Annotated in this window: 30 protein-coding genes; 26 read left to right on the forward strand and 4 right to left on the reverse strand. The window is 41.1% G+C overall.

The window, feature by feature from the left end; genetic code table 11:
- Positions 1-17 precede the first annotated feature (17 nt).
- Positions 18-497: a hypothetical protein gene (locus tag AC58QG_RS01945; RefSeq protein ID WP_497360229.1), complete on the reverse strand. Its 480-nt coding sequence runs from the start codon at positions 495-497 to the stop codon at positions 18-20.
- A gap of 78 nt (positions 498-575) precedes the next feature.
- On the reverse strand, positions 576-1,454 hold the full coding sequence (locus AC58QG_RS01950; protein ID WP_497360231.1) for a LysR family transcriptional regulator: 879 nt from the start codon (positions 1,452-1,454) through the stop codon (positions 576-578).
- Between the two features lie 106 nt (positions 1,455-1,560).
- Here AC58QG_RS01950 and aroA point away from each other — a divergent pair, with 106 nt between their 5' ends.
- The 5 genes from aroA to AC58QG_RS01975 all read left to right on the forward strand — a co-directional run bounded on the left by aroA (position 1,561) and on the right by AC58QG_RS01975 (position 7,452).
- Entirely contained in the window at positions 1,561-2,904 is a 1,344-nt protein-coding gene (gene aroA, locus AC58QG_RS01955) for a 3-phosphoshikimate 1-carboxyvinyltransferase (RefSeq protein ID WP_497360233.1), read from the forward strand.
- Positions 2,905-2,921: 17 nt separating this feature from the next.
- Positions 2,922-3,977, forward strand: coding sequence for a chorismate synthase (gene aroC / locus AC58QG_RS01960; RefSeq protein ID WP_497360235.1), 1,056 nt, complete (start codon positions 2,922-2,924; stop codon positions 3,975-3,977).
- A 130-nt stretch (positions 3,978-4,107) separates the two neighbouring features.
- Positions 4,108-5,157, forward strand: coding sequence for a selenide, water dikinase SelD (gene selD, locus AC58QG_RS01965; RefSeq protein ID WP_497360237.1), 1,050 nt, complete (start codon positions 4,108-4,110; stop codon positions 5,155-5,157).
- A 54-nt stretch (positions 5,158-5,211) separates the two neighbouring features.
- Positions 5,212-6,255 (forward strand): tRNA 2-selenouridine(34) synthase MnmH, encoded by a 1,044-nt coding sequence (gene mnmH, locus AC58QG_RS01970; RefSeq protein ID WP_497360239.1) that lies wholly within the window; start codon positions 5,212-5,214, stop codon positions 6,253-6,255.
- A gap of 39 nt (positions 6,256-6,294) precedes the next feature.
- Positions 6,295-7,452 (forward strand): cysteine desulfurase family protein, encoded by a 1,158-nt coding sequence (locus tag AC58QG_RS01975; RefSeq protein ID WP_497360241.1) that lies wholly within the window; start codon positions 6,295-6,297, stop codon positions 7,450-7,452.
- A 54-nt stretch (positions 7,453-7,506) separates the two neighbouring features.
- Here AC58QG_RS01975 and AC58QG_RS01980 read toward each other — a convergent pair whose 3' ends face one another.
- A complete protein-coding gene (locus tag AC58QG_RS01980; protein ID WP_497360243.1) occupies positions 7,507-8,544 on the reverse strand; it encodes an S-layer homology domain-containing protein in 1,038 nt (345 codons plus the stop codon).
- Positions 8,545-9,097: 553 nt separating this feature from the next.
- Here AC58QG_RS01980 and AC58QG_RS01985 point away from each other — a divergent pair.
- Together AC58QG_RS01985 and AC58QG_RS01990 are read left to right on the forward strand one after the other, a co-directional pair.
- Complete coding sequence (locus tag AC58QG_RS01985) at positions 9,098-9,430, forward strand: hypothetical protein (RefSeq protein ID WP_497360245.1); 333 nt, start codon at positions 9,098-9,100, stop codon at positions 9,428-9,430.
- Between the two features lie 75 nt (positions 9,431-9,505).
- Entirely contained in the window at positions 9,506-9,763 is a 258-nt protein-coding gene (locus AC58QG_RS01990; RefSeq protein WP_497360247.1) for a hypothetical protein, read from the forward strand.
- A 196-nt stretch (positions 9,764-9,959) separates the two neighbouring features.
- Here AC58QG_RS01990 and AC58QG_RS01995 read toward each other — a convergent pair whose 3' ends face one another.
- Complete coding sequence (locus AC58QG_RS01995) at positions 9,960-10,463, reverse strand: RrF2 family transcriptional regulator (protein WP_497360249.1); 504 nt, start codon at positions 10,461-10,463, stop codon at positions 9,960-9,962.
- A gap of 266 nt (positions 10,464-10,729) precedes the next feature.
- Here AC58QG_RS01995 and AC58QG_RS02000 point away from each other — a divergent pair, with 266 nt between their 5' ends.
- The 19 genes from AC58QG_RS02000 to AC58QG_RS02090 all read left to right on the forward strand — a co-directional run bounded on the left by AC58QG_RS02000 (position 10,730) and on the right by AC58QG_RS02090 (position 26,081).
- Positions 10,730-11,224, forward strand: a complete 495-nt coding sequence (locus tag AC58QG_RS02000) for a cupin domain-containing protein (protein WP_497360251.1) — start codon at positions 10,730-10,732, stop codon at positions 11,222-11,224.
- A 16-nt stretch (positions 11,225-11,240) separates the two neighbouring features.
- The gene (locus AC58QG_RS02005; RefSeq protein ID WP_497360253.1) at positions 11,241-11,729 is read left to right on the forward strand and encodes a cupin domain-containing protein; all 489 of its coding nucleotides are present in this window, start codon (positions 11,241-11,243) and stop codon (positions 11,727-11,729) included.
- Between the two features lie 119 nt (positions 11,730-11,848).
- The gene (locus AC58QG_RS02010) at positions 11,849-12,409 is read left to right on the forward strand and encodes a TetR/AcrR family transcriptional regulator (protein WP_497360254.1); all 561 of its coding nucleotides are present in this window, start codon (positions 11,849-11,851) and stop codon (positions 12,407-12,409) included.
- Positions 12,410-12,575: 166 nt separating this feature from the next.
- Positions 12,576-13,055, forward strand: coding sequence for a DinB family protein (locus tag AC58QG_RS02015; protein WP_497360256.1), 480 nt, complete (start codon positions 12,576-12,578; stop codon positions 13,053-13,055).
- A gap of 280 nt (positions 13,056-13,335) precedes the next feature.
- Positions 13,336-13,794 (forward strand): peptide-methionine (R)-S-oxide reductase MsrB, encoded by a 459-nt coding sequence (gene msrB, locus AC58QG_RS02020; RefSeq protein ID WP_497360258.1) that lies wholly within the window; start codon positions 13,336-13,338, stop codon positions 13,792-13,794.
- A gap of 161 nt (positions 13,795-13,955) precedes the next feature.
- Positions 13,956-14,414 carry a cupin domain-containing protein gene (locus AC58QG_RS02025; protein WP_497360260.1) on the forward strand — a complete coding sequence of 153 codons (459 nt, stop codon included), beginning with the start codon at positions 13,956-13,958 and terminating at the stop codon, positions 14,412-14,414.
- A 697-nt stretch (positions 14,415-15,111) separates the two neighbouring features.
- The gene (locus AC58QG_RS02030) at positions 15,112-15,681 is read left to right on the forward strand and encodes a dihydrofolate reductase family protein (protein ID WP_497360262.1); all 570 of its coding nucleotides are present in this window, start codon (positions 15,112-15,114) and stop codon (positions 15,679-15,681) included.
- A gap of 300 nt (positions 15,682-15,981) precedes the next feature.
- Entirely contained in the window at positions 15,982-16,230 is a 249-nt protein-coding gene (locus tag AC58QG_RS02035) for a hypothetical protein (protein ID WP_497360264.1), read from the forward strand.
- Between the two features lie 342 nt (positions 16,231-16,572).
- On the forward strand, positions 16,573-17,145 hold the full coding sequence (locus tag AC58QG_RS02040; RefSeq protein ID WP_497360266.1) for an SF0329 family protein: 573 nt from the start codon (positions 16,573-16,575) through the stop codon (positions 17,143-17,145).
- A 510-nt stretch (positions 17,146-17,655) separates the two neighbouring features.
- Positions 17,656-18,687 carry an NADH:flavin oxidoreductase/NADH oxidase gene (locus AC58QG_RS02045; RefSeq protein WP_497360268.1) on the forward strand — a complete coding sequence of 344 codons (1,032 nt, stop codon included), beginning with the start codon at positions 17,656-17,658 and terminating at the stop codon, positions 18,685-18,687.
- Between the two features lie 192 nt (positions 18,688-18,879).
- Entirely contained in the window at positions 18,880-19,050 is a 171-nt protein-coding gene (locus tag AC58QG_RS02050; RefSeq protein WP_497360270.1) for a helix-turn-helix domain-containing protein, read from the forward strand.
- Positions 19,051-19,169: 119 nt separating this feature from the next.
- Positions 19,170-20,651: a spore germination protein gene (locus AC58QG_RS02055; RefSeq protein WP_497360272.1), complete on the forward strand. Its 1,482-nt coding sequence runs from the start codon at positions 19,170-19,172 to the stop codon at positions 20,649-20,651.
- Between the two features lie 32 nt (positions 20,652-20,683).
- Positions 20,684-21,769: a Ger(x)C family spore germination protein gene (locus AC58QG_RS02060; RefSeq protein WP_497360274.1), complete on the forward strand. Its 1,086-nt coding sequence runs from the start codon at positions 20,684-20,686 to the stop codon at positions 21,767-21,769.
- 37 nt (positions 21,770-21,806) lie between these two features.
- Entirely contained in the window at positions 21,807-22,898 is a 1,092-nt protein-coding gene (locus AC58QG_RS02065; RefSeq protein ID WP_497360276.1) for a GerAB/ArcD/ProY family transporter, read from the forward strand.
- A 259-nt stretch (positions 22,899-23,157) separates the two neighbouring features.
- A complete protein-coding gene (locus AC58QG_RS02070; protein ID WP_497360278.1) occupies positions 23,158-23,682 on the forward strand; it encodes a hypothetical protein in 525 nt (174 codons plus the stop codon).
- A 201-nt stretch (positions 23,683-23,883) separates the two neighbouring features.
- Entirely contained in the window at positions 23,884-24,555 is a 672-nt protein-coding gene (locus AC58QG_RS02075; protein ID WP_497360280.1) for a class I SAM-dependent methyltransferase, read from the forward strand.
- 175 nt (positions 24,556-24,730) lie between these two features.
- Positions 24,731-25,018 (forward strand): hypothetical protein, encoded by a 288-nt coding sequence (locus AC58QG_RS02080; protein ID WP_497360282.1) that lies wholly within the window; start codon positions 24,731-24,733, stop codon positions 25,016-25,018.
- Between the two features lie 135 nt (positions 25,019-25,153).
- A complete protein-coding gene (locus tag AC58QG_RS02085; RefSeq protein ID WP_497362761.1) occupies positions 25,154-25,360 on the forward strand; it encodes a hypothetical protein in 207 nt (68 codons plus the stop codon).
- Between the two features lie 220 nt (positions 25,361-25,580).
- Positions 25,581-26,081: a hypothetical protein gene (locus AC58QG_RS02090; protein ID WP_497360284.1), complete on the forward strand. Its 501-nt coding sequence runs from the start codon at positions 25,581-25,583 to the stop codon at positions 26,079-26,081.
- The last annotated feature ends 95 nt before the right edge of the window (positions 26,082-26,176 follow it).

Here is a 26,176-nt window from a genome sequence, read left to right on the forward strand (position 1 = left end):
AGGGCTTCTGCTTGTTTTTATGCGTTCACAGCTGGAAACGCGTTGATTTTGATAAAGTGAATCTGCAAGGAGCCGAAAAAAGCTTTCCCTTGATTGTAATGCAGCTCACATTTGTATCCATACTCACAAGCAATGGCTTGTAGTGATTTGAAGCCTGGAAGTGCTCTGACCTTTGACGTGATTTGCTTCGTAATATGATTTGGTAATTTCATTACCATTGTGGACGCATTAATTCCATCAACAACGGAGATAAAGCTAGGGAACTGGGATTTCTTGAGAAGAGAGAGGTTGATATGATCCTCAGCAATTTGTAAGATTTCTTTGTTCAGACGATTTAAGTTTAAGGTCATATTTTTATAAAAGTAGATGCCAAATCCGATTTTGTTCGTCAAAGGATTTAACCGTTTCTTCCATTTCAATACGTTTGCTTCCCAATAAGACTCCAGTTGCTCGCTAATCGTATGCCAGCTCAATCGTGATGTGAAATTTTTTTTCATTCTTATACTCCTTAACCATATTAATTCTATCTCTTAATAAAGACGTTGGTAAAAGGGATATCGTTCAATTACGTCAAATTACGTTTGAAGAATCTCGACAAAACCTTCTGCAGCAACCGATAGTTTCATATCGCGGCGCACAGCTAAGCCTATACTTCGCGGCGGAAGTGGGTCATCGATTTGGAGCTCAAAAAGAGTGCCTGATTGAAGCTCTTCCTCTACAAATGACCGACTTATGAAGGCAACCCCGTAGCCTAACCTTGCGAATTCCGCTAGGAGATCAATATTTCCTAATTCAATATCTGGATGTACCTCGAATCCTTTAGCGGCAAACCATTTTTCGATGAAAACTCTGGTACTGCTACCAGGAGATAATAGGATTAACGGCAGCTCTGCTAGTTCTTGCGTTGTAAGCTGACGATTTGTCAACTCAAGAAAAGCCTCCCCAACCACAAAACAATCCTCCAGCACCGCCAAAGTTTGAATAGACAGCTCAGGATCATCGATCGGCATGTGCACAATTGCACAGTCAATCTCGCCTTCCTTGAGGCGTTTGGTGATTTCATTCGTTTTCCCATGTGAAAGTCGGATCCGTATTCCTGGATATGTCTGATGGTACGCATTCAACTGAGGGAGCAGAAGATGCTTAATCAGTGAATCACTGGCCCCAATTCGAAGTTCACCTTGATGTAACTGTTTAAGATTTTGAAGATGCTTCTGGCCAGAATCCAGTAAGGCAAAGGATTTCTTCACATAGTCAAAGAGCGTGCGTCCTTCTTCTGTTAGTTCTACACCTTTCGATAACCGATGAAACAATTTAAGCCCAATAGCGTCTTCAATCTGCTTTATGGCATAACTCACCGATGGTTGCGTAATATGAAGTTCTTGCGCAGCTTTCGTTAAATTCCGGCATTTTGCCGTATGTAAAAAAATACGATACCATTCTAGGTTCATCATTTGGTATAGATCACCTCTATGACATTCTATTGAAATTCCGATTTCATTTATCTCAACCCACTTATTATAATTGGATTATATAAATAATACAAAAGAGGTGGAGAATATGGCAGCGCATCAGCCGGATTGGGAAGCTCGTTCCCCGTGGTCAACAAATAAGGCACAAGAAGTGAAGATCAGTCCTCCAAAATCCAAGGTAAAAGGCACAATCAGAGTACCAGGGAGTAAAAGCTTGACTAACCGTGCGTTGATTATCGCATCGTTAGCCGAAGGTAATTCAAAGCTAGAAGGCTTATTGAAAAGCGATGATTCGTACTGGTGCATTGACGCATTAACCAAGCTTGGTGTGTCTATCGTCATTGAGGGAGATACCGCATATGTGGATGGTTGCGGAGGGAATTGGCCCAACTCATCTGGGGAGCTATATATGGGAGCTGCAGGTACAATTGCACGTTTCTTACCGGCAGCTTTAGCTAGTGGACATGGTCATTGGACGATAAAAGGGAGCAAACGATTAAGTGAGCGGCCATTAGCACCGCTGCTTACTGCACTTTCCAGCATTGGTGCTGCTTTTGACTATCAAGACGTAGAACATCGCTTGCCATTGAGCCTCCATGCATCTGGCTTACAAGGAGGCAGTGTGACGCTGCCTGGTTCAATGTCCAGCCAATTTATTAGTGGGCTTTTGCTAGCAGCACCCTATACGGAATCACCGCTTACCATTCAGATTGATGGTGAAATCGTGCAACGGGATTATGTGCAGATGACCGTGGATATGATGACTGCATTCGGTGTCACACCACGATTTTCCGCAGACGGTCAATCCATCCAAGTCCCATCTGGGAAATATCAAGGGCAGACGTTCCAACTTGAGCCAGATGTCTCTACCTGTTGCTATTTCTGGGCGTTAGCTGCACTAACATCAGGCAGTGTACGAATCAAAGGTATTCATGCAATGAGAACAACACAGCCAGACATTGAAATATTAAACGTATTGGAACGAATGGGCTGTACCGTCATACGTGGTGAAAATTTTGTGGAAGTACAAGGCACAAAGCACCTCAAAGGCGGCTTTACGCTCAGTATGAAAAAATGGTCAGATCAAACTTTAACGATTGCCGCATTGGCTCCTTTTACGGATGGACCGATTACACTAACTGATGCCGCTCATATTCGACATCATGAATGCGATCGCATTGCTGCCATTTGTACGGAGCTTGGCAAGCTTGGCATTCGAGTAGATGAGCATCAAGATGGTTTAACGATTTATCCCGGGCAACCGACGCCGGCTTTAGTGGATTCCCATGACGATCATCGCATGGCCATGGCGTTGTCTTTGATCGGCCTAAGAGTTGCAAACATTCGTATTACCGACCCAGGCTGCGTATCCAAAACGTGTCCAGGATATTTTGAACAGTTGTCCGCGTTAGGCGTAGAAATCACTTACTAAACAGGAGGCTTATTTCAATGGCAGGGAATACATTCGGTGAAATTTTCAAAATAACAACCTTCGGGGAATCTCATGGGGCCGCCGTAGGCGTCATCGTGGATGGTGTAACACCTGGCGTCGAGATCGATGAAGCGTATATTCAAAAACAGATGGATCGGAGAAAGCCTGGTCAATCCTCCGTCACTTCACCACGCAAAGAATACGATAAGATTCATATCTTATCTGGCGTTTTTGAAGGGAAAACAACAGGTACGCCACTTTTTGTCAGCCTTTATAACCAAGACATGAAACCAGAAGCATACAACGACATCCAGCACTCGTTTCGACCTGGCCATGCGGATTTCACTTATTTGCAAAAATACGGAATCCGGGATCATCGGGGGAGTGGACGAGCTTCGGGAAGAGAAACAGCAGGAAGAGTGGCTGGCGGGGCTGTGGCTCGAAAGCTATTAGAGCAAAGAGGCGTGCAAGTGTTGGCCTATACGCATGAGGTCGGAGGCATTTCGTGTGAGACCTTTGATGAACATGCGATTGAGCTTAATGCAGTTAGGGCTTGCGATCCTATTGCTGCTAACCAAATGATTGAAAAGATTGAGCAATTAGCGGCGATTGGCGATAGTTGCGGAGGCATCGTGGAATGTCGTATTCGCGGTGTTATGCCTGGACTTGGAGAGCCTGTTTTCGATAAATTAGATGCAGAATTGGCGAAAGCAATGCTCTCAATCGGCGCGGTCAAAGGAATCGAATTCGGTGCTGGTTTCGCAGCGGCTTCGATGTTAGGCAGTGAGCATAATGATGAAATGGATAGCTCCGGATTTCTAAGTAATCATTCAGGTGGAATTCTAGGCGGGATCAGTACCGGTCAAGAAATCATTTTCCGAATTAGTGTTAAACCCACTTCTTCCATTTCGGTTTCCCAGAAAACGTTAAACGTGAACGGGGAGGAACAAGACATTCGAACAGTAGGCAGACACGATCCGTGTATTTGCCCAAGAATTGTACCTGTGGTAGAATCGATGGTTTGCTTAGTACTGGAAGATCAGTACAAGAGACAAGCTGCGATGTTAGGATAGATGAGGCTGCCGATCATTCGGCAGTTTTTTTATTAACAAAAAATTAGATATTGTGCAGATAAATCGGTTATTATTACTCATATAGTCAGAAATTAATAACCTATCCCCTGCTGAAAGAAGGAAGAAGATCATGTCGACAACGGATAAAATTAAACTAACCTCCTATTCAACCAAGGGTGGCTGCGGCTGCAAAATTGGTCCTGCCGATCTATCTGAAGTCATTAAGAAATTACCGCCAGCACTGCCTAATCCTAATCTCCTTGTTGGGATCGATACAAGTGATGATGCTGGTGTTTATCAAATAAGCGAAGAGCTTGCTCTCGTACAAACGGTAGATTTTTTTACCCCGATTGTTGATGATCCCTACTCATTTGGACAAGTAGCCGCTGCGAATGCGATAAGTGACATTTATGCCATGGGTGGCAGACCGTTAACGGCATTAAATATCGTTGCTTTTCCGATTCGGACATTGGATAAAGAGGTGCTGGCCGACATATTAAGAGGTGCTGGCGATAAAATGAAGGAAGCTGGCATCACGCTAGTTGGCGGACATTCGATTGATGATAACGAACCGAAATTCGGTTTAGCTGTAACGGGTTTAGTACACCCGCAGAAGATACGTACTAATGCGGGAGCGCTTCCAGGTGATAAATTAATATTAACGAAACCCATTGGCGTAGGAATCTTGACGACATCCATTAAGAAAGATCGGTTAAGCGAAGATGAAGTGGCCCGAGTCACACAGGTAATGGCTACTTTGAACAAAATAGCTGCTGAAACCATGGAGCCATTCGACGTACATGCCTGCACAGATGTGACTGGGTTTGGCTTGATCGGGCACTCGCTTGAGATGGCAAAAGGCAGTCAAGTCGGTATTCGTATCACCGCAAACGATGTACCTCTATTGCCAAGGGTAAGGGAATTGGCTGAAGAAGGATTCGTACCTGGTGGCACGAAGAATAATTTCGCTCATGTCCAGAACGAAGTTACGTACCCGGACACGTTGGATCAAATCGGCCAATGGATCCTATGCGACGCAGTCACATCGGGAGGACTTCTTATCTCAGTGTCTGGTGACCAGGCAGAGGACTTACTCGGTAAACTGAAGCTTGCTGGTGTGGAAGCTAGTCTAATTGGAGAAACAACGGAAGAACATCCAGGACGTATCGTAGTTATCTAAGCGAGTGTGGTTGAGGCTAGTTTTCTTACGAAGACTTTAAAGGAGCGGTATCCATTGTTTCAAGACATCAGCATAGAAGAGCTATTAGCACTCAAAGACAAGAAAGAATTGGTCATGATCGATGTTCGTTCGCCCTCTGAGTTTCAGGATGCCACGATTCCCGGCAGTATCAATATTCCTTTTTTTGATGATAACGAACGCGCAGAAATTGGCACCATTTATAAACAAGTGAGTGTACATGCGGCTAAAGATCGGGGACTTGAGATTATTTCTGCTAAGCTGCCATCATTTGTCAAAACGTTTGAAACGATCAAAGAGCAGAAAGCTGTTTTCTGTTGGCGCGGCGGCATGCGGAGTCATTCGTCAGCTACTGTGCTTTCGTTAATGGGCATACGTACATATCGGTTGACAGGGGGATTTCGTTCCTATCGAAGATGGGTTGTTGAGACGCTGGAGAAGATGGAGTTCAAGCCACGTGTATGTGTGATTTCTGGGAATACGGGAGCAGGTAAAACAGCTATTCTTCGACGTCTACAGGCGGAAGGATTTCCTGTTTTGGACCTAGAAGCCTATGCCGGGCATCGTGGATCTATATTTGGACATGTTGGACTCCAAGCAAACAATCAGAAGACTTTCGAAGCGCATCTTGTAACGAATTTATTGAAATTTAAGGATTCTCCTTATTTAATCATTGAGGGTGAAAGTAAACGTATCGGTAAAGCCGTGATACCGGAGTTCATGTTTAGTAAAAAGGAAACCGGCACACACTTGTACATTAAAATGCCGATGCATGAACGTGTTCGCCATATTATTGAGGATTATCGTCCTGGGGAAAATAAAGATCAGTTGCTGGAAGCCTATCATCATATTAAAGACCGCATCCACACTCCAATTGCGAAAGAGATTGAAATGGCTTTGAAGGAAGAACAATTTGAGAAGGCTGTAGATCTGCTCTTAGCGCATTACTATGATCCGCGTTATGAACATGCCATGAACAAATACGAACAGGAAATTCAAGAATTTCATACGTTGGATGTCAAAAATCTGGATGAAGCTGTTGATGCTGTTAAGGCAATCCTTCAGAATGATCATAAATAATCGGGTACGGGTCCGTATTAACCATGGGGAGTGCACGAAATGGTAACAAGTGAACAAAGTAATGATGAACAATCACGTATTTATCTTGACTATAATGCGAGTACGCCGATCGATTCAGAAGTAATAGATGAAATGCTTCCATATGTATTCGGACACTACGGTAACCCATCGTCTTCTCATTGGGCTTCCGAAAAGCTTGAAGAAGCGATTGATCTTGCTAGACAGCGTATTGCCACAAGCATCGGTTGTAAATCAAGTGAAATTGTCTTTACTAGTGGCGGAAGCGAGTCTAATAATCATGCAATTAAAGGCGTTTATTTTGCCATTAAACATCGTGGAAACCACATCATTACGACGAAAATAGAGCATCCGTCTGTCCTTCATCCATGTGCTTTTCTTGAAACTATAGGCGCTAAGGTGACCTACCTAGATGTGGATGCGTATGGGGTCATTGACCTCGAACAGCTCAAGGCAGAGATAACCGAAGATACGATTCTAGTTTCTGTCATGCATGCAAATAATGAGACCGGAACGATTCAACCGATCAAGGAAATTGCTGAAATCACGAAACGTCAGGGGATCCTTCTCCATACTGATGCTGCACAATCTGTAGGGAAAATCGATGTGAATTGGGATGACATGCAGGTGGATTTACTTACTCTTGCGGGTCACAAGCTATATGCACCTAAAGGGATAGGCGCCTTACTTATCAGAGAAGGAACCGCTATCACTTCACACAATCACGGCGCTGGTCACGAGTCTGGCCGAAGGGCGGGTACTGAGAATGTGCCATACATCGTAGGCTTAGGAAAAGCGGTAGAGCTGGCTTACTCCGAAAACAAGATGGTGGATACCCTAGCCTTAACGAACCTGATGTGGGAAAGATTATCGGATACATTTCATGATCGAATCGTAAGGAATGGACATCCAGATCAACGATTGCCAAATACCTTAAACGTCAGTTTTCTAGATAGGATTGGGCAAGAGATCTTAGCTCGAATCCCAGAGATAGCTGCCACGACAGGTTCGGCTTGCCATACAGGAAGCAGTGCGATGTCACCGGTGTTGAAGGCGATGAAATTGACGCCGGAGGCTGCGGCTGGCACGGTGCGATTTTCGGTGGGACGCTACACGACGATGGATGAGATCGAACGTGCCTGTGCCTTGTTAGTAGCACGAATAGGGACAGGGAAATAAAAAAAGAGCAGACCCATTCATAATGAATCGGTCTGCTTTATTATTTTCATTTATTTACTTTGTTTGAAACCCTTCAACAGCTTTAGTAGCATTCTTCACAATTTCTGTTGCATCTGTAAGGGTGATGCCATCTTGTGGGTTGAAAGTACCATCCGCATTTAACTGCACAATATCTAAGGCAAGCGCAGTTTGAATGGCGCCAACATGTAAGATATCGATCTTATCATTATCCTTCACTTCAACAGGAGATATCTTAATCATAGGCAATTTCTCACTGGTTTGAAACGTATGGATGAGCAAATACGTGAACGATTCGCGAGTCATTTTGGCATCGGGGTCAATCTTAATCTGAATATCTGTACCTACATTTCCAAGTGCATCTTTGATCAGTTGAACACCTTGAGCTGCTGCAATGGGGTCCGTTGATACGATTGGATTTTGATGAGCTTTCAGATACTCTAGCGCATTAAAAATTTCCTCAGCAGCATCTGCACGCGTAATCTCATCTTTAGGATTAAATTTACCCTCGGCATTCAATTTGATAATCCCATATTTAAGGGCACGTTGGATAGATCCAGAATACTCGACATTGAGTTGATCTGTATCTTTGATATCTACAACAACCGGGTTAATTAACGGGAGTTGCTTGCTAATTTCAATTGCTCGTACAAGCTGATGCGTGAACTCTTCACGTGTTATTTTTTTATTTGGATTTAGATCTTTTGGAAGGTCAATACCGTTGACGGCTGCAGTAATAAACGCATTTGCGTACCAAGCATCATTAGAAGCATTTGCAAAATAATCAGTAGCCTTCGGCTCTTTTACGAATCTCACTAAGTCTAAATTGAGACCAAGTGCATTTACAAACAATTGAACAGTTTGAGCAGTTGTAAGCTTCTCATGAGGGGCAAATAGATCAGTTGTGATCCCTGAGACAACGCCAGATTGTTGAAGTGCAATAATTTTATCTTTTGTCGCAACGTTATCCAAGTCAGTAAAGGTAGTGGAGGCCGCGAAGCTTTGACCAATTAATGTAAGCGATAGCAAGGCAGTTGCTGCTGTTAGCGTGAGAGTTTTGATCGTTTTTTTCATTTCTAATTCACCTCATAATAGAATTTTGTTGGTATTTCTGGGCTTTCAGGATCATAAACGGATACGTTAATGAAAAGGTTGCACCTATTGTAAAATTAGTAACTATAATTTGGAATGTTGTATTGGATTTACAAGAATTCGTCAAGTTATCTTTACACAATCTTTATCTGACTATGTTACAAATAGTCGTAAAGGCAGGCACCTTCTTTTATGAAAATTTCCAGTAGGTAAATACAATAATGATTTTTCGAATAGAATGTTGCCCATCAGCGGGGGAGAAAACAGATGCAAAAAACGATATTAGTTGTTGGAAGATGAAGATATGAAACTATGTAGAATCGAGGCGATCCCAATGAGAAAAACAATCATCCCTCTCATCGTTGCATCAATGACGGCTATTCATAAAAAAGACGATTTTTATAAGAAAACACCATTTTCGGTTATTCATGTTTTTAAGATAGAATACCGCCATCAATATAGAAATGAGACATTGAGATTCTTACATCAGCCCTGTAAAGTTTGAATTGTAAAATAGAAAGCGTTTTCAAAAGTCATGTTAATAGCCATTGCCTTTATTTTATCCTTTCAAAGCAGTGCCAAAGCCGCAGGTCCTTATGAGGTTGGCGCCTTTTATTTTGACAATTGGAATCCGCAATTAAATCCGACAGCCATCGCAAATTACAAAAAAATCTATGGCAGCTCAGCCAATCAATGGAGCGGAGTTTCCGATACGCTAACGGTCCCAGGACTATGGGGGTTTGGCCCCATTGCCAATCGGGAGCCATTAGCTGGCTGGTACGATGATCGCAATCAGAGTGTCGTTGATCAACAAATTTTACAGGCAGCCAGCCGTGGTCTTGATCACTTCGCCTTCTATTATTACTAGAAAGAATCAGGTGGCGGAGAGCGTCCCGGACAGCAATCGATTTATAATTTTATTAATTCGCCTTATAAGGATTTAATGAAGTTTTATATGTATTTTATTGCCGATGGACAATGGCCAGCCAGTGATTGGAATACGTACATGGTGCCTAAATTGGTTACGATGATGCAAGACCCTTCGTATAAAAAGACGCCTGATGGCAGACCGATTGTCGCATTTTATAGGAATTTTGCTACACGGTTAGGCGGGGCGACACAATGGCAAACGGCACTCCAAAGCTTACGAACAGCCGCCATGAATGCGGGCTTGCCGAATCCATTATTACTGGATAACTAAAACCATTTGGTATTAGATTTATTGTATATCATTGAAGTGTAGCACTTATAAGAAGCACAACATCAAGGAGAAGTTTGTCGTGTGACGATTGAAATTCAATGGCTATCGAATGCCAAAAACAGCAAAATCACAGCCTTATGGGCTGTGATTTTGCTGTTTAGTTGATCGATTGATGACGTAATAACCTTAAAAGAGATTAATCGCTGTTGCTGTGAGCGAAAAAGTCGCGCGTTTCCTGGCGCGCCTTAGGACTTAACACACGATCGAGCTCTTCGTTCAGCCAAAGCAACGATTTATTGAGGAGATGATTACGCATACTTTCCTCGGCATCGCGCATCGTTAAGTTAATGACACAGGGAGTAGCTCGGGTGCATGCCGCAAACTCCTCGTCACGGCACAGATAACTGTTATTTTTAATATTTTTGCATTGAAAAATGGGAGTTGAGCCTTCAACGGCTTCTACGACATCCCAAAACGATATTTCCGCAGGAGGCTTGGCTAATCTATAACCGCCTTTTACCCCAGGCACGGAGCTAACGATACCAGCCTTCGTTAATTTCCCAAAAATTTTCGAAAGGTAGGTCTCCGAGATGCCTTGAAACGCAGATAGTTCTTTAATCCCTATAGTCGCCTTAGACGGAATGTCGATCAAATATACCAAGCAATGCAGCGCATATTCAACACCTATACTGTACTGCATGCAAACACCTGCTTTCTGGACGCAAAACTTGATACTAAATATCTTAAGTGGAGTAATGCCTCTTGTCAAATCAAGGTTTGGCGGTTTTTGTAAAAATTGGTCTTCATTATGGATTGACAAGCACGAAGGAAGTCGATATTGTAGATAATGTTTATAGACGATAATGTTTATCGACGTTTAGTGTTTGAGAAGCAAGATTGCGAAAGCAGCCTGATTTAACTGTGTCACGTCGGCGAAGAGAAAAGAAATAATGGAGGTTAGACATCATGAACCATCATCAAGAAGAAGTGAAAAAACGTAAAGCTATTTCCCACCGGAAAGAAGAAATCGACTGGCAGCAAGTGGAACACGTTCCAGGAGAACAAATCTGTATTCGCGTAAAAGGCGAAGACACTAATGGCGCATACTCCATTTTGGATCTAGTTAAGGATTCTTCCTATGGTTCATCGTATGGACCGCCAATTCATGTTCATCAAAGAACAGACGAGATTTTCCGTGTCATTGAGGGAAAAGCTCGATTCCACTTGGACGGAAAGGAGTTCGATGCGAAAGCGGGCGATATCGTTGTCGTTCCAAAAGGAACGACTCATACTTTCGCTAATTTTGACACTGACACTCCTCTGCTTATGCAGATTACGTTTACTCCCGCGGGAGATGAGCTTGCATTCCAGGATTGTATCGGAAAGACAATCGAAGAAATTATTGAACTGTCGAGAACGAAATACCAAGTCATCTTCACAGGGCCGCCACTTGAAAAATAAATGGAGGTATAACATCTTGAACAAACATGAACAACTTGTGAAAGAACAACATGCCATTTTCCAGCAAAATAAGGAAGCTGAGTGGATCGACTTGATCCACACCCCGGGAGAAAGGTATAGAATTCGCGTGAAAGCCGAAGATACGAATGGAACATACTCTATGATTGAAGTCATGATGGATCCTAAGGATGAGCCGCCGTATGGACCGATGCTTCACATTCATCAGAGAACCGACGAAATATTCCGCATCCTAGAAGGAAAGGCTCGATTTCAAGTGAATGGAAAAGAGTTCGATGCGGGAGTTGGTGATATTGTCAAAGTTCCAAAAGGTACACCTCATGTTTTCGCGAATTTTAGCAACTCTCGTTTACATTTGCAGATCATATTTACTCCCGGTGGAGAAGAAGCTTTTTGGCAGAAAATAAATGGTATGCCATTAGATGAAATGGAAGAAGTATGTAAAACATTTCACGTACTTCTAGTGGGACCACCTCTCCATAAATAACACTTCCAGATAATTGACGGGAATTAAAAAAGATTGCTGTATTCACCGTAAACAGGAGATAGCTGATTGCCAGCTCTTGCCTGCTTGACATTTTACTTACTAGTAAGTAAAATGCAGAGATGAGAAACAGAAAAACACAAATTGTTGACCTAGCGCTGCAGCTAATTCGAGAAAAAGGTTATGTTGCCATTAGTTACGAGGATTTATCCAAGCAACTACGTGTATCCAAGGCAAGCATTCATTATCATTTTGAAAAGAAGGAGGATTTAGGCATTGCCCTTACGGAGAAGATACAAGAGAATTTGGAACATTTCATGAAGCTGATAATCAATTCTACTATGACAGTCGAAGAGAAACTGATGCTTTATTTTGAAAGACAGTATGCACCCTTGTCCAGTGAAGAGATATGTCCTATATCATCTCTACAATCTGATTACGTATCCTTACCAGAAGTTATACGAGAAAAGGTTAAGGAATTAAGCGAATTTGAAATTAAGGTAATAACAACTATTTTAACTGATGAACAGGGAACAAATACTGCTAACCAATCAAAAGATATAGAAGCATTAGTCTATACCGTACTGTCATGTTTAAAAGGAGCTTTGCAATATAAGCGATCATTGGGAAAAGATGTTTTATCTCTCGTTCAGACGCAAATAATCGTCTTGTTAAATAAATAGGCGGTTTCATTTTAAGTATAACTTATCTACTAGTAAGTTAAAATTTAGGAGGTAAGTCTTTGCGTCGAAGGTAAGCAAATAAGGTAGTCATTGCGTAGTGTAATCGAAAATGCGAAATAATATTACGAATATTAAAAAAATACAGACTTAAGGGAGAGACTTAAATATGAGAAAAGAATTTGTATTTCACTTATATAATGTTGAACATGATAATTTTTTGAAATTGCTTACTAAATGTCCTGAAGATCACCGGAAGGTCATTCCAGATGGTTTCAACACGAGCCTTTACTGGCACTTAGGCCATGTGCTTCGAGTTACTGAATTTCATTTATTTGATCTTTCGCAGCAAACCTCGATGAAAGTCGTTCCAGAAAGTTATCATGACCTGTTCTTTTATGGAACAAAAGCTACGGAATGGAATGCAGAGCAGCAAGCTAAGATGCCTGCCTGGGATACGATGATTGAACTATTGAAACAACAACGTGAGCATATTTACAATTCAACGAAAGAAAGACTAGAAGAGTCTGTGCCTGAAAACTTTAAAAAGGCTGAAAATTTCGGTGAGCTTGTTCTTACTACCGCGGGACATCTATCCAATCATAACGGCGTTGTTGCGGCAATGCTACAAGTACTGCAACAGAAGTAAACTTTATCTTAGAGGAGCGTGACGTGAATGCAAGTGAACCAGGTAAGCAAGACAAGCTTAATGATGAGATACACCATTATTTTTCTTACGACTGCGTTAATCATTGGAACTTTTTTTGAATTTGCTTGTGCCTTTAACAACTGATTCGAACGACTTTGGCAATTGTAAACTTATCTATTGTAGAATGATTTTTCAAAATCGGGGAGGGCCATATGTTGGATTTTCCATTGCTATGGTCCTTCCAACAATTCCAAAAACAGTTTGGTGGGGGGATCACGAAGTGAAACTTAACGCAAACCAATGCTTCAATGTCGATTTTAACAAGAAGGAACGGTTAAAGACGCTGACCAAACTTCAATATAACGTAACACAACATGGCGCGGACGAGATGCCATTTAACAACGAATATTGGGATAATGACGAGGAGGGTTTATACGTAGATATTGTTTCGGGTGAGCCATTGTTCAGTTCAAAAGACAAATATGATGCGCTTACAGGCTGGCCTAGTTTTACAAAGCCTTTGGATCCAAACAACATTGTGCTTAAAAGCAAGTACTTCTCTTTTGGATCCGAAGTCAGAAGTCGGGATGCTGACTCCTTCTTAGGAGATGTGTTTAAAGATGGGCCAGAACCAAATGGATTACGATTCTGTATGAACTCAGCAGCCATGGAGTTTATTCCGAAAGCTGATCTCGAAAAAAGAGGATATGGGGAATATGCGACCCTTTTTAGAGAATAGAAGCAATATAAACGTCGAGTGACAAGCAATTTATCCTATTAAATCCGTCTAAAGCGGCTCTATAATTTCGGTAGTCCGACAACATTCTTTCAATGTGCTTTTTTACTAGTTGCTGTCGCTACATTCATTGGAAAACATTATCAATTAGGAGGTAATTATATATGTCAAAATTATTAGATGTAATGGGACCACAAATTCAACTCGTTACGGATTTATCGGGAAATAAGGATTATTGCCTAATGAAGGCTGAAGTTCCACCTGGTGTTATTGTACCTGTTCATAGTCATGATGATCGTGAAACCTTTGTTGTTCTAACAGGGGAACTTGAGGCGTTTACGGAAGACAGCTGGAAAACAGTTAAGGCTGGCGATACTGTTGATATTCCGGGAGATGTAAAGCATGCTTGGAGAAACTCCTCAAACGAAACAGTAAAATTGCTGGTGGTATCGACAGTGAAAATGGGAGAATTTTTCAATGAAATTGGTGTTCCGGTTGAGAATGTGAAACCAGGTCCTCCTACGCCAGAAGTTTTACAGCATTTTGTTAAAGTAGCGATAGCTTATGGCTATTGGCTGGGAACACCTGACGATAATGCTTCGATCGGTATTAAGCTAGGCTAACACTTTTCATCAGAGAAAAAGGGAAATCCGCTTTAAAGTAACAGGTTCCGTTTTGAGGTGCAAATTTGAAATTGACACCGATTTCGGACGCATATTTGGCTTAGACCTGGTATAGGCTCTGCTTTTTGCATTGCTATTACAAAAGTATCTATTTTCATTTGATCCTGAATGATCCCTGCGACTCCCTTATTTCCATTGGCATCTTTTATAAAGATCGCAATCAAGCATAATCGACTACAACCCTGTCCGGGGCAATTGGTGACAGAGTCAAAACGCACTTTCTTGACTTCTCTGAAATGACTGACGAGGAAGGAAGCGCTTATGGAATCCTTGTTAAGAAATTGTATTCTGTTCACAAAAAAATAACCTAGAATGAGTGATAGTCCTTCAAAGGGTTGAAATACTTAACACAGGATCGGTCATGTGAGGAAAATGATGTAATAGAATGGTACAAGTACTTCGTGAAATGTTTGTACGACGGTGAACTATAGTTCAGGAGCTGCATTGAAGCAGCTCTTTTTTGTTCATTAAAGTAACGGGCAGATTTGCGCAACATTGTTATTTTCGAAGTAAATTCAGATTTCCACTTGACCCTTACGTAACGTAATGATTTATAGTGAACGTAAGAGCAGGACGAAACACGGGCCTACTACCAAAAAATCGAAGAACTAAATTCGAAATCGGAGGAGAAGCAAACATGAGAAAACTCGTATTATTCATGCATGTGTCGCTGGACGGGTATGCGTCGGATTCGAACGGAGGACTAGATTGGATTCCGTACAACGAGGAATTAGAGAAATACGCCGAGGAGGTCGTAGCCGAAGTCGGATCTCCCGTATACGGACGTACGACGTATCAGATGATGGAGAGCTACTGGCCCACGGTGCTGGACAATCCGAATGCGTCGAGGCACGGTATGGAGCATGCCAAATGGCTGCAGGATGTTAAGAAGATCGTCATTTCCGGCTCGATGGACATTGTCGAATGGAACAATACGATGCTGATCAAGGACAATATCGCAGAGAAAATCAAGGCGCTCAAGGAGCAGCCTGGCAAAAATCTCGTTATCTTCGGCAGTCCGGGGGCGGCGAAGACGTTGCTTGAGCTCGGCCTGATCGACGAATTCCTGTTGACGATTTGTCCGGTCATCTTGGGCGGCGGAAAATCGGCATTCCACGGCGACTGTGAGAAAATCAGGCTCAAGCTACTGTCCAGCCGAACGCTCAAGTCGGGCATTATCGCAACCCGCTATGAGTTGGAGAAATAGCCGTGCCGTACAAGATGCTCCACTAACGAGAAACGTTTGTTCAATACACAGCAACGGGAGGCTGCCGGCACGTGTCGGGTGACAAGAACATAGTCCCATTAATTGCCGCGTAAAACGCGGTCTTTTTATTTTATGGGATCTCAGGTCAGAGACTTTTTTTGGCCAGTGGATCGACTGCCTTTTCTCAACTAACGGGCAGATTTCGTTAATAAAGCATCACTTAGAGGAATTATTTAATATTACACCGTCTTTTTCAGCATTAACTTGGATTAATTTATTAATCCAACAGAGTCTAATTCAATGAAGCCTTTTGAAACATTAAATACAATACTAGGATTTAGAACGATTTATTATTTACTTAAAGACATTTTCAAAGGTAAGAGATTAATTGGTCTAAGAGTAGTAGATATTTATTCAGAGGGAGCATTATCAAAGGTATCCTTTGGTTTCAGTGATGAGGTGCGGATTTGGATAAATGAGGAAGAAGTATATCAAGGTTCGTGTATGTGGGGATTTTGTCTTAAAACAGGTATTCAATCGCTCAACTAACGGTGAACGTTAGTTGAATGACACCATAACTAGGTACCTGTTTAATGGGTTCTAGATTTACCTCTAGAGGTTTCCTATGAACAAAAAGCCGCGTGTGATATCCATTGCGGCTGTATCCGGAGGAGGTAAACTACAATAAATCATTTGGGTCCGAATTCAGTTTGAAAATCGGAACGGAACTACTTCGTAGTCGGGGAAACGAGTTCGAGTACATTCTCAAACATAGAGGAGGGAGGATTGGGTTTAAGGTTGTTTTTTGATCGTTGTGTTGGTTATTGTATTATGGATAATAGAACTAGTGCCTCAATGGGTGTTTTTTAATATAAAACATAGGAGGATGAAATGGCCTGGAGCAAATTGAAACAACATCTGGAGAGTTTTCTCAGTCCTGCGCTACATGGAAGGGTAGAATACCTTTCAACCAGCTACCGCTATTTACCAGATAAAGCAGGACTTTGTTATATTGCAGTAGATAAAAAGAACGTACTCAATATGAGTGATACCTTAATCAGATGGTATCAGACGGAGTTGGAAATTAAGAATGATTCAGATATCCAGATTCCTATTAACAATGAAGAAATAGAAGCGGTCAGAAAAGAAACCAAAGGGAGTGTTCCGGAGGATCGTTTAAAAGTAATAGCAAGAAGTAGAAAAATATCGGAATATGCTAAGGAGCTATTGTCAGCACAGTCATCATTAAGTAAATCAAATTTTAGCGTCATAGCTAACAAGTTTTTATCCATTTCTATAGAGGAAAGCATAGAGAGCAATGATATTTTATTGAATATTTTAGCTCTGGTGGACAGACGAGTTGGAAAAAAGCGAATTTTAAACATGACCGAGAAGATGAAGTTAAAGCATCCAATTGTACAGTATTTTTTTGAACTACGACTTAATACATATGAAAATAAATAATTCATTCACCTCCAAACGGAAGGTCTTTTTTGCGAACATTCGTTTATTTGCGAAATGTTTAACTCTTGCTCAATTTAATTGGGATCGATTTAACAAAACAAATTAGATGATTCCATTAAGCTCAACCCCGTGGGGCTGCTGTATGACCGCTGCGACTACAATTGAGCAAACGGGCAGTTTAGCGTGGTAACGCCACCGTCAAGAATTAAACCCCTTCCATATTTTATCGCAAATTGATACACCGAATCGGCAAATGTTTTTTTCTGTACTATGAGATAAGTAACAAAGGCCTCTCTGTCTTGATCCGGTGGAATAAAATGGAGAATCCCTAGTGTAACAAAGTCACGGTTCATTTTTATCAGACCTGATAAGATCATTACTGTGAGAAATAATAAAACAAAATTAGAAAGGAGAAATGTTTCATTTTGACCGAGGAACTGATGCCATTTCCATTTTTCAAGGAAATGTTCTAATGGAAATCACACATACACAACATGAGGAGAAGAGATAATGGATCATTTATTTACACCTTTCAAGATCAAAGGATTAGAATTGAAAAACCGCGTCGTTATGCCGCCGATGTGCCAATATGCAGTTAAGAATAAGGACGGGATAGTAAACGATTGGCATTATCACCACTATGTTAGCCGTGCAATAGGAGGCGCAAGCCTCATTATTATTGAGATGACAGATATTGAGCCGGATGGCCGAATTACTGACCTCGACCTTGGGCTTTGGTCAGACGAGCAAATCGCCCCTTTAAAACGTATTGTCGATGCAGTTCATCAATACGGCGCAAAAGTGGGCATTCAGATTGCCCATGCTGGACGAAAAGCGGAAGATGCAAAAGTTCCAGTAGCACCATCCGCCATTCCGTTTGATGATAAAACTAAGATACCGCGCGCTCTGACAACGGACGAAACGAAGCAAATGGTAGATAAATTCCGTTTGGCTGCGGAACGCGCTGTCAAAGCTGGGGTGGATACGATTGAACTTCACGGAGCTCATGGCTACTTGATCCATCAATTCCAGTCTTCGTATACTAATAAACGTACAGATGAATATGGCCAAGATATGACGTTGTTTGGTCAACAAGTCATTCGAGCCGTTAAAAGCGTAATGCCTGATCATATGCCACTTATGATGCGTATTTCGGCCAGAGAGTATGTCGAAGATGGTTATGGTTTGAAGGAAAGCACTGCGTTTTCCAAAGCATATAAGGATGCAGGAGTTGATGTTTTTCATGTCAGCTCGGGAGGAGAAGGCCCTATACTTGCACATGGAAGACCAGGCACTCATGCAGCGTATCAAGTACCCATGGCAAGAGAAATTAGGAACGCACTGAACGTCCCCGTCATTGCTGTCGGACGGTTGGATGAACCGGCATTGGCAAATGCCGTTATCGGCAACGAAGAAGCGGATCTCGTGGCCGTAGGTCGCGGGATGTTAAGAAATCCCTATTGGGCTATTGAGGCAGCAACTAAGCTTGGCAAAGAAACCAATATTCCAGGTGTTTATGACCTTGGTTTTAAACTTAAGTAAAAAGGTCAGAGCAATACGACGAATCGAGAAGACCAAAAGAAGCACTTGCCCAGAGCAGTGCTTCTTTTGGTTTTCTAAATCGAATAAAACAATATCGATCCGCGCCAAATACCCACTTAACCCCAAATATAACTTGTTCACGGTTTTACTTCTTCAATATATAAAATTAAGTAACGCCAAGTAACAAAGGAGATGAACCGGTTGATTTCAAATCTCCTCAGAACATCCATTGCAGTTGAGTTGGGTACGGCTAGAGAGGTGATCAGCAGAACTTTGAAAAGTCTCGAGAAGGAGGAAATCCTTCAACTTTCTAGAGGGAAAATTACGGTTAGAAAGCTTAACAGCTCTCGAACAATATGTTGAATCATAATTGAAGCCAGCCTTAATACAACGCGAAAAAATTAGGGTGTCTAGATGAATTAACAACATTATTTTGTGCATAATACTGCAATATACCTAAATGTTGGGAGATCGAGATTCGCATGCTGAAAACGGAGCAAACGGACATCGAAGAATTGCTGCGATTGTCGAGTCAATCGAGTGATTTTAGAACTGGCAAAATCTCTTTCTCAAATCATCAGATATACATAGCCTATTACAGTACTTTAATCGATCAGACATTGCTTCAGGAGCATGTTCTTCTGCCCTTGAAGCAATGCTCCTTGGCTGCAATCCATACGCTCGAGGAGCTTCGGGAATTGATTCCAATCGACGAAATCGAGATTACGGATCAGATCGATGTCATTCAGTCCAAGCTGTTCAAAGGCTCTGTCATTGTTCGGCTTCACGAAGTGGATCCGGTATGCGCCTTAATTCATTTGGCAAACAAAAACGGAATGCGAAAAAATAACGATACGGAGAACGAGTTCAGCGTTGTTGGACCTAAAGTGGGTTTCGTCGAGGATCTTGATACCAACCTTTGCCTATTAAGAGCGCAGATCAATATTCCAAATCTAATTGTCAAGGAAATCTCAATCGGTTCTGTGTCCAAAACGAAAGTAGCGATTGTATATATCAATGGTGTGACAAACGAACAGAACGTTCAAACGATTGAGCAAAGATTGCTGGCGATCGACTGCGATGTTGTATTCGACTCCTCCGAGCTCGATCAAATCATTTCGGACAACTCTGCGTCGCCTTTCCCATTGTTCGTAAGCACCGAACGCAGGGATCGGGTTGTGTATGCACTCATTTCGGGACAAGTCGCCGTGATCAGTGATGGATCGCCTTATTTTATAACTGGTCCTTCGAGCTTGTTCGATTTTTTTATTTCCCCGGAAGACTATTATATGCCTTGGATATTAGGGTCGTTTTTTCGCATCATTCGGATTCTAGGAGTTATCTTTTCTTTGTTTGCAACCTCCATGTATGTCGCAGTGATGACGTACCATTACGAGGTCATTCCACATAATTTGTTAGGTCCTCTCGTATTTTCCAGGCTCAATGTGCCTTTCCCGCCCGTGCTTGAAGTGCTGTTTCTGGAAATGACGATCGAGTTTCTTCGCGAAGCCGGAGCCCGATTACCGAGCAAGATCGGCCAAACATTGGGCATCGTCGGAGGAATCGTAGTCGGCCAGGCAGCGGTCGAAGCTGCGTTAACTAGCAATATTCTTATCATTATCGTATCTCTGTCGGCATTAGCCTCCTTCGCCACACCGATTTACAAGATGTCAAATACGATTCGCTTCCTACGCTTTCCGATTATTCTTTTATCCGCCGTCTGGGGCGCTTTGGGAATTTTTATCGTGATCTGCTTCTTGATTGTCCATATCACCAGGCTGCAATCGTTGGGATATCCGTATACGGTGCCGTTATATCCTTTGCGAATTAAAGATTTTCGAGACAGCTTTATCCGTTCTTCATTTCAATATACGGGAAACAGGCCGAGCTATCTAAAGTCGAGTTCAAAGAAACGATACTCGCCAAAACCTGTAAAACGGCGCTTTGAGTGGGACGAAAAATGACGTTCGATTACAAAAAGGAGGGCCGGCCCGTAATGCTAGTTAAAAACCTTCTTGCCACCATGCTGGCTGCGGGACTCCTCACTGGATGCAGCGATCAGAGAGTAGTGAATAAAATCAATCTTATCCAAACCATGGGTCTAGATTCCTCCGATCAGGGGGTGAAAAGTACAGTGCTTATCGGAAGCTTCAAGAAAAAGGGAGAGACTGATATTCAAGTCCTGAATACGGTAGCGGATACCACTTTTGATATCGCTCCGAAATTAAACTTACAATCGAAAAATATAATAGAATACGGCCAACTCGGTCTGGTAATCTTCAGCCAAAGCTATGCCCGGCAAGGTATCGGGCCAGCTCTGGAGAGCCTCTGCCGTAGCCAGAAAATATCTAGCAGTATTCTGCTCGGAGTAACGGATTCGACGGCCTCAGAACTGTTAGCCAAAGCACAGAAATCCCAGGATTCGTATTATCTATGCGATATGATCGATCAAAATATTAGATACGGCATTTTGCCGAGAATTAACCTGCAGGAGACGTTGTTTCAATATTTCGGCGAAGGCCGCGATCTGTATTTGCCGTATTTCGTGTCGGAAGGGGACGATATCCGGATCGAAGGATTGGCCTTATTCAGAGATGACAAATTTGTAACCAAAATCGGAAACAATAAGGTGTTTTTATTAAAGCTGCTTATGCAAACCACGAAGAACGGGGATTTTTTAGTGCCTTTAGCAGGGGCGGACCATAAGGAAGAAAATTATATTCAATTCAGTAGTACGGGTTCCAAAGCAGCTTTTAAGTTGGATCGACTGGAGCCGGTTCCTTCTATCAATATCAATGTGCGACTGAGCGCTCAAGCCAAACAATACCCTAGCCGCATCGATTTCAACTCCAAGGAACAAATATCTAAGCTCGAATCGGACATCGGTGCGTACTTTGAAGACGAATTGCAACAGCTTCTTGCTTTCTGCCAAAAAAAAAGTTTGGACCCGGCAGGCATCGGAGACTTTGTCCGAAGCAAAACGAAGGATTGGAACGCCGAGTATTTTGGGGAAATATACCCAAAAGTGGAGTTAAAAGTGAATGTTCATTTTACTATCGTCCAACCCGTCATGACCCAATAAAATGAACGACAGGGGCGAATACCTGCAGGAGGCTTCGATGAGACAACCCGCCACCAATGAATGGACAGTATCCCCATTCCTCGTATTCTTCCTGCTTTACGCCAGTATGGTCGAGGTTGGGGTTTTGAATTATCAGAAAGCTTTGATGCAGTATGCAGGCTATAATGCTTGGATTTCCATTCCGATAACGGGAATTAGCATTCATATCATCATCTGGATGATTTATCAAATCTGCTCATCCAACGGGGGAATGGGCATTTACGAAATTAATCAGCATTACTTCGGCAAATGGTTCGGCAGAGCCCTTAATGCAGCCATCGTTTGCTACTTCGCCTTTGGAGCGTTCATAACCTTCAGAGTTTATTTGGCTATTATTCAATATATGCTTTTCCCGGAAATGAACCTGTTACCAATAAGCTTAATATTTGCTATTCTATTGTATTACACAGTATCAGGAGGATTTCGTACCATTGTAGGGATCTGCTTCTGGGGGGTGCTTTTCTCTTTAGCCTTCGTCATCCCGTTAAATTTGTTAGGTCTTTCATATTTGCATCTTCAGAATCTGTTTCCGTTGTGGAACCATTCGACAGCTGACCTGCTTCTTTCCGCTAAAAGCATGGTGCTTCAATATTTGGGTATCGAAGCGTTACTTGTTTATTACCCATTTATTCAGACACCGGCCAAATCAGAAAAATGGGCCCATTGGACGGTATTAATAGTAACCGTTTATTATTTGATCACGATCTTGATTACTTTTATGTATTATAGCGAAATCCAACTACAGAAAGTAATCTGGCCGACTCTTCATAGGGTTGCGTTACTAAAACTTCCATTGATTCAAAGGTTGGAGTATTTAGTTATTTCCGTATTGTTTATCAAAATCGTAGCCTGCATAGCTCTTGGATTATGGGCCGCTTGCCGTGGAGCAAAGCTGAGCCTGCGAATGAAACAGCCTGTCAGCTTAATCTTGATTCTGGCTGCATTTCTGATCCTGGCGGTTTTTGTAAAAGACATGATATTGATCAAACGTATGTCCGGTTTCTATGAATCAACCGGATTTTATTTTATTTATGCGTATGTCCCGCTATTGTTTGTACTTACCCGCATCAGAAAAATAGGGAAATCCTAGTGAATGCGAGATGCGTTAAACTGACGGTCAAGGTAGCTCCTCTTTTGTCTATTATAGTAATCAGAGTTTAAAATAAGTGGAAATTGAAACTTTTTCCTTTTAATTTGCGTCAAAACTTCTGAAGAGAATTTAATAGCAAGTAATTACTTTTAAACCAACGGGTACAACGTTTGATATCACCAAAAAATTCAAATTACAACTTCTATGCATCTCAGAACGTTTGCTTACTAATAATTCGGTACTAATAGGAGATAAAAATATGAACAAAAAGTGGATTACTATTACAATTACTGGAGCGGTTATTGCAGGAATATTCTCCCTTAAACCTGCATTCGCTACTTCTACTCCAAAAGAAAATGCAACGACCATTAAAGTAGTAACTATACCAGCAGAGCAACAGCAAAAGAAGGAAGTCGTAGATCGATTGTACAAATCATGGGAAAATGGAATTATTAAGATCGAGGAGAGTAAAGGTGAAAAATTTAAAAAGGATGACTGGGATTTAATATACGGAGTTGATATTGACAGGCATTTCACAAACCAACTTTCAGAAGTTGAAGCACAATCGTTCTTTATGGCACTTAACGAGGCTAAAAAAGCATATAAAAGAGGTGACTCTCAATATGGAATTTTGTTGAGTAAAGATCACAAGGCAGCCAGAGTAGTATGGGAACGTTCTAACGGAAGCTTTCATATAGCGGATCTCGTTTTAAAAATCAAATCCACGATATTGAATAAAGAAGAAAATATATGGACACTGGTTAATCAAGAGGAACTGCAATAGGTAATGACCACGGTTTATATTTAAGCAATAAATAATCGTTCAACTAACTAACGAGAAACGATAGTTTTACCTCTGAAGGGCTGCCGCGTGGCAGCCTTTCACTCCGCTAACGGGCAGTAATGTTGATAACAAGTATCGCTAACATGTATATGGTATAATATGGAATGAATTTATAATCTCTTTATTGAGGTGATGATAGTTTTGAATTGGACAGAACGAAGTATTCAAATTATGGATGCAGAAGCCTCTAAATGGGATGAACAAAGCGAATTATGGAAACAGGGACCACGAGCAGAAATGTTAGAGTTTTTTTATCAATTTGTTACAACTTCAGGAATTAAGGTATTAGATTTAGGATGTGGTCCTGGTGAAAGCACAAGGCTAATGAAAGAAAAAGGTTATAGAGTTGTTGGCGTGGATCAGTCTCCAAAGATGGTAGAGGCAGCTAAAAAGAGAGAAGTAGCGGCTTTTGTAAGTGTTTGTGACCCACTTCCATTTGATGACCAAGAATTTGATGCTATTTTCGCATGTACATCTTTGGAATGGTCGGAACAGCCACATAAAATTGTGAAAGAAATGGTTCGGGTATTGAAACCTGGAGGATTTGTTGTTGCAGTTACACTTGGTCCGTCTGCACGTCCTCGTTGGACTGCTTATCGAAGATTATATGGAGAACCTGTCATTAACAATATGATGATGCCTTGGGAACTTCTAAAATTAATGCAAGAACAAGGTTTAACTTGTAAAGATATGCGTGGTGCATATGGTGGACCAAACGGTCCAGACGAGCAAGTTTTGGAATTGATTAAAGACAACTGGGTTAATAAAGCATCGTTATCTTTCCTTTGGGCATTTGGTATGATCAAAGAATAAGTAATTGTTATTCATTTGTTACTCATTTAAAGAAGAACAATAGTTAAAAAACAAGGGCTGCCGCGAGGTGGTCCTTTGCTCAACAAAAGGGTAGATTTGCTCAAAAAAATGTATTCCCTCTAGTAACGTATTCAAATGAAATTATTATGATTCAACCTTTAGATGGAGGGATTTGGTGAGTAGATATAAATTACTTTCTAACATAATGCTCGGGCTTCTATTTTCAGTTTTATGGATTTCAATTGGAAGTATTATTTACATTAATTCACTTTCAACAATGCCAAGAATTTTAAACTCCAACAGTGGAATGAAGTTCTTGCCTTATTTCTTATGGGGCATTCCCTTTTTAGTAGTTGTATTTGGTGTAATTTATATAAAAAAACTTGGCTATAAAGTTTCATTAATCTCATTCTTGGTTGGAACCATATTTTTTTCTTTAATGATTCCTGTCCTGTTAGAGTAAAGCTATACTAGTTAGCCCATTACGTTAACGAGGAACAAGAGCATCACCATCTCACTGTCTCGTTACTTATTCCATCAATATTAGCGTAGAGGAGGAAATGTTATTAATTCTCAAAGAGACAAAATACATAAAATCATTGCAGAATGGGATCCATTTGATTTAGAGATCTACGGTATCGAAAGTGGTGAAATACTAAAATGCATTCACTCTAGCGGGTCAAGGGATCCTGAGAAAATAGCTGGTTTTATTGAATCTATGCTTCGACATTTGGATCCTTCGCGAAAATTAAATAAAAGTGAATGCTTATTAATTGCTAAAAAAATTATTGAGATATTGGATTAATTTTAAGTCATTCCGCTAACGCAGAACGTTTGTTGAATACTCATATAGCGGTAGCCGGCCACCCGATCGGCTGTCGTTGCTATTCAAGTAACGGTCAGTTTAGCACAATAGAGGATCCTCGCTTTCTTTCTAGCAATTGCAAATACAGGTTTCAAATATTATGGTATTATTTTGATTAAAACACCAAGATTAATGAAAGCGACTATGAGGAGAATTTTAATTGGAGACAATATTGTATTCCTTGATGCAAGAATTAATGGAGAAATATAAAAAGTTGAAAATACCAAATAGATTTACCTTAGAAGAAGTTGAAAACATCTTAAAGAAAAAGTATTTAGTTATTGAACTTGATAAAAGGGAATTTGGGGATTATGAAAAAATAAGTAAGTGTTATTCAATTCAAAATGAAGAAGTCCTGAATAGTTTGTATAGTGCAGAAGAGAAGATATCCATTTTCATTATGCTTGAACATTTAAAAAAAGAAATAAAATTAAGTACCAAAGATATTGATGAAATTCATGCGGGAAGAAGAATAAATATTATCCTTGAAAGCGAAAACCAATATATAAGCAGCTTTACAATTCAAGGAATGAGTAACAAATTAGTAAATGAACTTATAGTATTAAAAGGGATTGATTCAGAAAAATGTACATTAGAAAATCAAGAATTTCTATACTATCTACAAGCTCTGTTAAAAGCAGGCTATATTAATAATCAATAGATAAAATCTAGCGTCGTTGAAAGCCTTCATTCAAGTAACGGGTAGATTAGTTTAAAGTGAAGACCCTTAACAAGCCCAGCATTGATCGCAACGTG

Source organism: Paenibacillus sp. J22P169, assembly GCF_059691995.1.